General features: G+C 73.2%; 7 protein-coding genes and 1 pseudogene. 5 read left to right on the top strand and 3 right to left on the bottom strand.

Annotated features, from left to right (window positions below):
• Positions 1–323: pseudogene (locus ABTW87_RS12535) on the top strand (glycogen debranching N-terminal domain-containing protein); the annotation flags it as partial.
• A 60-nt stretch (positions 324–383) separates the two neighbouring features.
• Here the strand turns inward: ABTW87_RS12535 and ABTW87_RS12530 are convergent.
• Both ABTW87_RS12530 and ABTW87_RS12525 read right to left on the bottom strand, forming a co-directional pair.
• Positions 384–1,061 (bottom strand): response regulator, encoded by a 678-nt coding sequence (locus ABTW87_RS12530; RefSeq protein ID WP_350650927.1) that lies wholly within the window; start codon positions 1,059–1,061, stop codon positions 384–386.
• A 50-nt stretch (positions 1,062–1,111) separates the two neighbouring features.
• A complete protein-coding gene (locus tag ABTW87_RS12525; RefSeq protein WP_350650919.1) occupies positions 1,112–2,026 on the bottom strand; it encodes a RecB family exonuclease in 915 nt (304 codons plus the stop codon).
• Between the two features lie 82 nt (positions 2,027–2,108).
• On the opposite strand from ABTW87_RS12525, the gene ABTW87_RS12520 reads away from it, so the two are divergent.
• From ABTW87_RS12520 to ABTW87_RS12510, 3 genes are all read left to right on the top strand, one after another.
• Positions 2,109–3,263, top strand: a complete 1,155-nt coding sequence (locus tag ABTW87_RS12520) for a site-2 protease family protein (RefSeq protein ID WP_350650918.1) — start codon at positions 2,109–2,111, stop codon at positions 3,261–3,263.
• A complete protein-coding gene (locus tag ABTW87_RS12515; RefSeq protein ID WP_350650917.1) occupies positions 3,260–4,255 on the top strand; it encodes a tRNA (adenine-N1)-methyltransferase in 996 nt (331 codons plus the stop codon). Before ABTW87_RS12520 ends, ABTW87_RS12515 begins: the two co-directional genes overlap by 4 nt.
• A 78-nt stretch (positions 4,256–4,333) precedes the next feature.
• Entirely contained in the window at positions 4,334–4,906 is a 573-nt protein-coding gene (locus ABTW87_RS12510) for a hypothetical protein (RefSeq protein WP_350650916.1), read from the top strand.
• A gap of 72 nt (positions 4,907–4,978) precedes the next feature.
• Here ABTW87_RS12510 and ABTW87_RS12505 read toward each other — a convergent pair whose 3' ends face one another.
• Positions 4,979–5,272: a ferredoxin gene (locus ABTW87_RS12505; protein ID WP_350650926.1), complete on the bottom strand. Its 294-nt coding sequence runs from the start codon at positions 5,270–5,272 to the stop codon at positions 4,979–4,981.
• A 179-nt stretch (positions 5,273–5,451) separates the two neighbouring features.
• Here ABTW87_RS12505 and arc point away from each other — a divergent pair, with 179 nt between their 5' ends.
• A complete protein-coding gene (gene arc / locus ABTW87_RS12500; RefSeq protein WP_350650915.1) occupies positions 5,452–7,233 on the top strand; it encodes a proteasome ATPase in 1,782 nt (593 codons plus the stop codon).
• Positions 7,234–7,332: the final 99 nt, after the last annotated feature.

The raw sequence follows: 7,332 nt of genomic DNA, 5'->3' as shown, positions 1-7,332 counted from the left end.
ACGGCTTCAGCCAGGAAGCCGGCCGCATCGCCGAGGGCATCATCGACGCCGCCGACTACTTCCAGGGACGCCTGCCGGAGGCGTTCGGCGGCTACCACCGCCAGTTGACCCGGCATCCCGTCCAGTACCCCACCGCGAACAGCCCGCAGGCTCTGGCCACCGGTGCGCCGCTGCTGCTCGTGCGCACCCTGCTCGGCCTCGAGCCGTACGGGGAGGATCTGGTGGTGGCGCCGATGCTGCCGGACCGGTTCGGCCGGATCGAGCTGCTCGACATCCCCGGACGGTGGGGCCGCGTCGACGCCATCGGTAGCGTGGCTGGGTAGGGCTGAGCGGCCGAAGCACCTCCGGTCCCGGCCCGCCGACGGTCGTGGCGAAGGCCTATCTCACCGTCGGGGCCGCACCAGCCCCGACTCGTACGCCAGCACCACCGCCTGCACCCGGTCGCGCAGACCGAGCTTGGTCAGCACGTGACCGACGTGCGTCTTCACGGTGGTCTCGCTTACCGACAACGCCCGCGCGATCTCCCCGTTCGACAGGCCGCGGGCGACGTGCACCAGCACCTCCCGCTCCCGGTCGGTCAGCGTGTCCAGCAGCCGTGGCGGCGCCGCCGCCGGGTCGGGCAGCAGGTCGGCGAAGCGGTCGAGCAGCCGGTTGAGGATCCGTGGGGTCACCACCGCGTCCCCGGCGGCGACCGTGCGGATCGCGGCCACCAGATCCTCGGCCGGCACGTCCTTGGCCAGGAAGCCCCGCGCCCCGGCCCGCAACGCGCCCACCACGTACTCGTCGAGGTCGAACGTGGTGAGGATCAGCACCCGCACCGGCAGCCGCGACTCGACGATGGCCCGGGTCGCGGCCACCCCGTCCAGCCGGGGCATCCGCACGTCCATGAGCACCACGTCGGGCAGGAGCCGGCGGGACAGTTCCACCGCCTCGACGCCGTCGCCGGCCTCGGCCACCACGTCGAAGTCCGCCTCCGCGCCCAGCACCATCCGGAAGCCGGTGCGCAGCAGCGGCTGGTCGTCGACGACGAGGATGCGCACGGGGCGCCGCGCGGCCACCACCGGGGCCTGCCGACCCGGGTCGGTGCCGCCGGGCCCCGCGTCGTGCGTGGTCACTCGTCCGCGCCCGGCGGCGCCGGGCGGGCACGCGCGTCGCGCAGCGGATCGGCGGCCGCCGGCTGGACCGGGAACGGCGGGGGAGTGCCGCCGAAGCTGGGGCACCGGGCCTGGTGGCTGCACCAGTCGCAGAGCCGGCTCGGCCGGGGACGGAAGTCCTGCGCGGCGGTGGCCGCCTCGATCGCCCGCCACAGGGCCACCACGGTGCGCTCGAAACGCACCAGCTCGTCGGCGTCCGGCGCGTAGTCGCAGACCTCCGCGTCCTTCAGGTAGAGCAGCCTCAGCATGCGCGGCACCACCCCCCGGGTGCGCCACAGCACCAACGCGTAGAACTTGAGCTGGAACAGCGCCCGCGCCTCGAACGCCTCCCGCGGCGCCCCGCCGGTCTTGTAGTCGACCACCCGCAGCGCGCCGTCGGGCGCCACGTCGAGCCGGTCGAGATAGCCCCGGATTAGCAGCTCATCGTCGACCACCGCGGAGATCAGCGCCTCCCGCTCGGCCGGCTCCAGCCGGCGCGGATCCTCCACCGCGAAGTAGCCCTCCAGCAGCCCCGCAGCCGAGCGCAGGAACGCCGACCGGGCGGCCTCGTCGCCGTCGGCGAACAGGTCGGCCAGCTCCGGCTGCTCGGCGACCAGCCGCTCCCACTGCGGCGCCACCAGGTCGCCGGCGGCCGACGGGGTGCGCACCGCCGCCGGCAGGTCGAACAACCGCTCCAGCACCGCGTGGACCAGGGTGCCGCGGGCCTGCTCCACGGTGGGTCGCTCGGGCAGCCGGTCGATGCTGCGGAACCGGTAGAGCAGCGGGCAGGTCTTGAAATCCGCCGCCCGCGACGGGGACAGCGAGGCCCGCACCGTGGCCGGAACCTCCGCCGCGAGCGGGGGCTGCTGGGTCGTCACCGGTTCCGCCGTCATGTCCGGAAAGGGTAGGGCACCGGTGTGACAGCCCCGCCGTCGCCGCTCCGGCGCATGATCCGCGCCGCGTAGCATCGTTGCGATGGAGCAGACGAGGCGAGCCCCGCGCCGGCCCGAGCGGCGCACCGCCCTGACCGTCGGCCGGGTGTTCGGGGTGCCGCTGCACCTCAACGGGTCGATGCTGCTGCTCGCCCTGATCGTCACCGTGATCTACGCCGAGTTCGCCCGCGCCCGGCTGGAGCTGTCGCAGCTGGGCGGCTACCTCATCGGTCTCGGCTTCGTCGTGTCCCTGCTCGGGTCGGTGCTGCTGCACGAGCTCGGCCACGCACTCACCGCCCGCCGGTACGGCATCGGCGTCCGCGGCATCACCCTGGAGCTGCTCGGCGGCTACACGGAGATGGAACGCGACGCCCCGACGCCCCGCGTCGACCTGCTGGTCTCCCTCGCCGGGCCGGCCGTGTCCGCCGTGCTCGGCGCCGCGGCCGTCGCCGCCACCCTGGCGCTGCCCGACCGCACCCTGGTCAATCAGCTCGCGTTCCAGCTCGCGGTGAGCAACGTGATCGTCGCGGTGTTCAACGTCCTGCCCGGGCTGCCGCTGGACGGCGGCCGGGCCCTGCGCGCCGCGGTGTGGGCGGTCACCGGCGACCGGCACCGGGCCACCGAGGTGGCCGGCTGGATCGGCCGCGCCGTCGCCGTCGGCACCGCCGCGCTGGTCACCCTGCTCACCCTCACCCGCCACCTGGCCCCGTTGGCCCTGCCGCTGATGCTGCTGGTCGCGTTCACGCTCTGGCGCGGCGCCGGGCAGTCCATCCGGGTGGCCCGGGTCACCCGCCGTTTCCCGCTCATCGACCTGTCCCGGCTGGCCCGGCCGGTCCTCCCGGTGCTCAGCGGCACCCCGCTGGCCGAGGCGCAGCGCTGCCGCGACGCCGGCGCGGACCCGCGCGCCGCGCTGCTGGTCACCGACACCGCCGGTCGCCCGCTCGCCCTGGTCGACCCGACCGCCGAGGCGGCCGTACCCGTGGAGCGGCGCCCCTGGCTCGCGGTCGACGCCGTGTCCCGGTCGCTGACCGGCCTGCCGGCCATGCCGGTCGGTCTCGACGGCGACGCCGTGATGGAGGCCGTCCAGCACCACCCGGGCGCACAGTACGTGGTGACGTCAGGCGAAGATGTCGTCGGCATCCTGCACATCGCGGATCTGGCTCAGCTACTCGAACCTCACCGGAAGATGAACACGTGACCGCACCTCCCGCCGCCGTACCCACCGATCAGCACGCCGCGGCGCCGCCGCCCCCCGTGCACCGCGGGCCGTTCCGGCCCGGCGACCGGGTGCAGCTGACCGACCCCAAGGGGCGGATGCACACGGTCACCCTGGAACCCGGCAAGGAGTTCCACACCCACCGCGGCATCCTCAAGCACGACGCCCTGATCGGCCAGCCGGACGGCAGCGTCGTCACCACCGCCGGCGGCGGCACCGCGTTCCTCGCCCTGCGGCCCCTGCTCGCGGACTACGTGCTGTCCATGCCGCGCGGCGCCCAGGTGATCTACCCGAAGGACGCCGCCCAGATCGTCGCCATGGGCGACATCTTCCCCGGCGCGAAGGTCCTCGAGGCCGGCGCCGGCTCCGGCGCGCTGAGCTGCTCGCTGCTGCGCGCCGTCGGCCCCACCGGCGAGCTGCACTCCTGGGAGCAGCGCGACGACTTCGCCCAGATCGCCCGGCGCAACGTCGAGGCGTTCTTCAACGGCCCGCACCCGGCCTGGCGACTGCGCGTCGGCGACGTCGCGGCGAACCCGGAGACCGGGTTCGACCGGGTCATCCTGGACATGCTCACCCCCTGGGAGACCCTCGACATGGTCGAGCGGGCCATCGTCCCCGGCGGCGTGTTCATCGGGTACGTCGCCACCACCCCGCAGCTGTCCGAGCTTGTGGAGGCGCTGCGCGAGCGGGGCGGCTGGACCGAGCCGCGGGCCTGGGAGTCGCTGGTGCGCGACTGGCACGCCGAAGGGCTGGCCGTCCGACCCGACCACCGCATGATCGCCCACACCGCGTTCCTGGTGTCCGCGCGTAAGCTCGCCCCCGGGGTCACCGCCCCGCCCCGGCGCCGCAAGCCCAGCAAGGGCACCGAGGCGTACGTGGCGCGCCGGGCCGCGCTGCGCGAGGCGGAGGCCACCCGGCAGGCCGCGGCCGCCGGGCCGGAGCCCCACCCGGCGGGGGAGGCGGAGCGGCCGTGACGGCACAGCGGGACGGCCGGGGATGACCGGACGGAGGACGGCCGGCGCGGGCCGGCGGCACGATCGCGGGGAGGCGGGATGAACCGCCCGGGCTTCGGCGGCGGCGAGCTGCCGGCGGTGTTCCCGGACTGGTCGCCGTACCAGGACCTCGAGTCGGCGGCGCGGGCGTACCTGCGCGACCCGGACGTGGCCCTCGACGCGCTGGGCGGGGTGCTGCGCGGGGCGTCCGTGCTCGCCTTCACCCTGGAACGCTTCGTGAACGAGGTCAACGGCGTCTGGCAGGAGGTCGTCGTCTGCGACGGCAGCCGCCTCATCCTCTGGCACGGTGAGGACGTCCCGCCGGGCGAGGGCCCGCCCGGGTCGATGACCTCGTCGCTGCGGGTGGTGCCGGTCTCCTCGGTCACCGAGGTGGGCTGCCGGCGGCGGCTCACCCGCGACGACGACGGCACCGTCCGGGTCGACAGCATCGACGTCTACCTGCTGCTCACGTCGCTCGACGAGGCACCGGCCGGCGAGGAGGCGACCGGCGCGCCCCGGCACGACGCGCTGCGCTTCGGCAAGACCCTCGACGACGGCGGGGCCGGGCAGATCACCCGGCTGGAGGAGTTCGCCCGGCTGGTCGCCTCGGTGGTCGGCCGCCCGACGCTCTGACCGCGTACCACCGGGGTGGCCACCGCCCGACGGGCCGGCGCGGCGCGCGGACGCCGCCGGCCCCGGCCGGGCTCAGTCCTCGGCCTGCGGGCCGGCGACCGCCACGCCGTCGCTGCCGCGGACCACGTGGATGCACTCGCCCGGGCACTCCTTCGCCGAGTCGATCACCTCGAGACGCAGGTGCTCCGGCACGTCGACCCGGCCCCCCGGGGACTGCACCAGCTCACCGTCGGGACCCTTGACGTAGGCAAGGCCGTCGATGTCGAACTCGAAGACCTCCGGCGCGTACTGGACACACAGTCCGTCGCCCGTACACAGGTCCTGGTCGACCCAGACCTGCAGCTGGTCCGTCGCGACCTCGGCCACCGGCGCACCCCCCATGTTCTCCCGTCCCACGCCCCGACGGTACCCGAACGTGGCGGACCGCTCCCCGGGCCCACCCTTGGCGATCAAGGTTCGGTGACGAGGGCGTTGCGTGGGACCGAATCGGCCTCATAGCGGCTAGTGTTAGGGCAGAACGTTCAAGCCCCCCGGGGAGGTGGGACGTGGCACGCAGCGACGACGCGGACTCGCGCGCCGCACGGTGGGAGAAGGAGGCCCACGATCTCTCCACGCAGGTCGCGTTCCTTCAAGAGGAACTCGCTCTGGTGCGGCGCAAGTTGACCGAAAGCCCCCGACACGTCCGGCAGCTCGAGGAGCGGCTGGCGGCCACCCAGGCGCAGTTGGCGCGGCTGACCGAGAACAACGACCGGCTCGTGAGCACCCTCAAGGAGGCTCGCGCGCAGATTGTGACGCTCAAGGAGGAGATCGACCGGCTCGCCCAGCCGCCGAGCGGCTACGGCGTCTTCCTGGCGCGGCACGACGACGGCACGGTGGACGTGTTCACCGGCGGCCGCAAGCTCCGGGTGGCCGTCTCGCCGTCGCTCGACGTGAACGAGCTGCGCCGGGGGCAGGAGGTCCTGCTCAACGACGCCCTGAACATCGTCGACGCGTTCGGTTACGAGCGGGTCGGCGAGGTCGTGATGCTCAAGGAGGTGCTCGCCGGCCCCGGCGACACCGCCGGCGACCGGGCCCTCGTGGTCTCCCACTCCGACGAGGAGCGCATCGTGCACCTCGCGGAGACCCTGATCGGCACCCCGATAAGGGCCGGCGACTCGCTCATGATCGAGCCCCGCTCGGCGTACGCGTACGAGCGGATCCCCAAGAGCGAGGTCGAGGAACTGGTCCTCGAGGAGGTGCCGGACGTCGGCTACACCGACATCGGCGGCCTGCACGCTCAGATCGAGCAGATCCGCGACGCGGTCGAGCTGCCGTTCCTGCACGCCGACCTGTTCCGCGAGCACCAGCTCCGGCCGCCGAAGGGCATCCTGCTCTACGGCCCGCCCGGCTGCGGCAAGACGCTCATCGCCAAGGCGGTGGCCAACTCGCTTGCCAAGAAGATCGCCGAGCGGCGCGGCGAGGAGAAGCACACAAGCTTCTTCCTCAACATCAAGGGCCCCGAGCTGCTCAACAAGTACGTCGGCGAGACCGAGCGGCACATCCGGCTGATCTTCCAGCGGGCCCGCGAGAAGGCCGGTGAGGGCACGCCGGTCATCGTGTTCTTCGACGAGATGGACTCGGTGTTCCGCACCCGTGGCTCCGGTGTCTCCTCCGACGTGGAGAACACGATCGTTCCGCAGCTGCTCAGTGAGATCGACGGTGTCGAGGGCCTGGAGAACGTCATCGTCATCGGCGCCTCCAACCGCGAGGACATGATCGACCCGGCGATCCTGCGCCCCGGCCGGCTCGACGTGAAGATCAAGATCGAGCGGCCGGACGCCGAGGCGGCGAAGGACATCTTCTCCAAGTACATCCTGCCCGGGCTGCCCCTGCACCCGGACGACCTGGCCGAGCACGGCGGCGACCCTCAGGCCACCGTGGCGGCGATGATCGACGCGGTCGTCCTGCGGATGTACTCGGAGACCGAGGAGAACCGCTTCCTCGAGGTCACCTACGCCAACGGCGACAAGGAAGTCCTCTACTTCAAGGACTTCAACTCCGGCGCGATGATCCAGAACATCGTCGACCGGGGCAAGAAGATGGCCATCAAGGAGTTCCTCACCTCCGGTCGCAAGGGCCTGCGCCTGCAGCACCTCCTCGACGCCTGCGTCGACGAGTTCCGCGAGAACGAGGACCTGCCCAACACCACAAACCCCGACGACTGGGCGCGCATCTCCGGCAAGAAGGGCGAGCGGATCGTCTACATCCGCACACTCGTCTCCGGCGGCAAGGGCGCCGAGGCCGGCCGGTCCATCGAGACCGCCAGCAACACAGGTCAGTACCTCTGACGACGGCACGACGGGGGCCCGGGCCGCGCCAGCGACCCGGGCCCCCGGCCGTCACCGGGCGCCGCGCACCGGACGGCCGCGTCACCATCGGTCGTGGCG

The sequence above is a fragment of the Micromonospora sp. NPDC126480 genome (genome assembly GCF_040302465.1).
Lineage (GTDB): Bacteria > Actinomycetota > Actinomycetes > Mycobacteriales > Micromonosporaceae > Micromonospora.
This window is presented reverse-complemented; position numbering and strand designations above follow the sequence as displayed.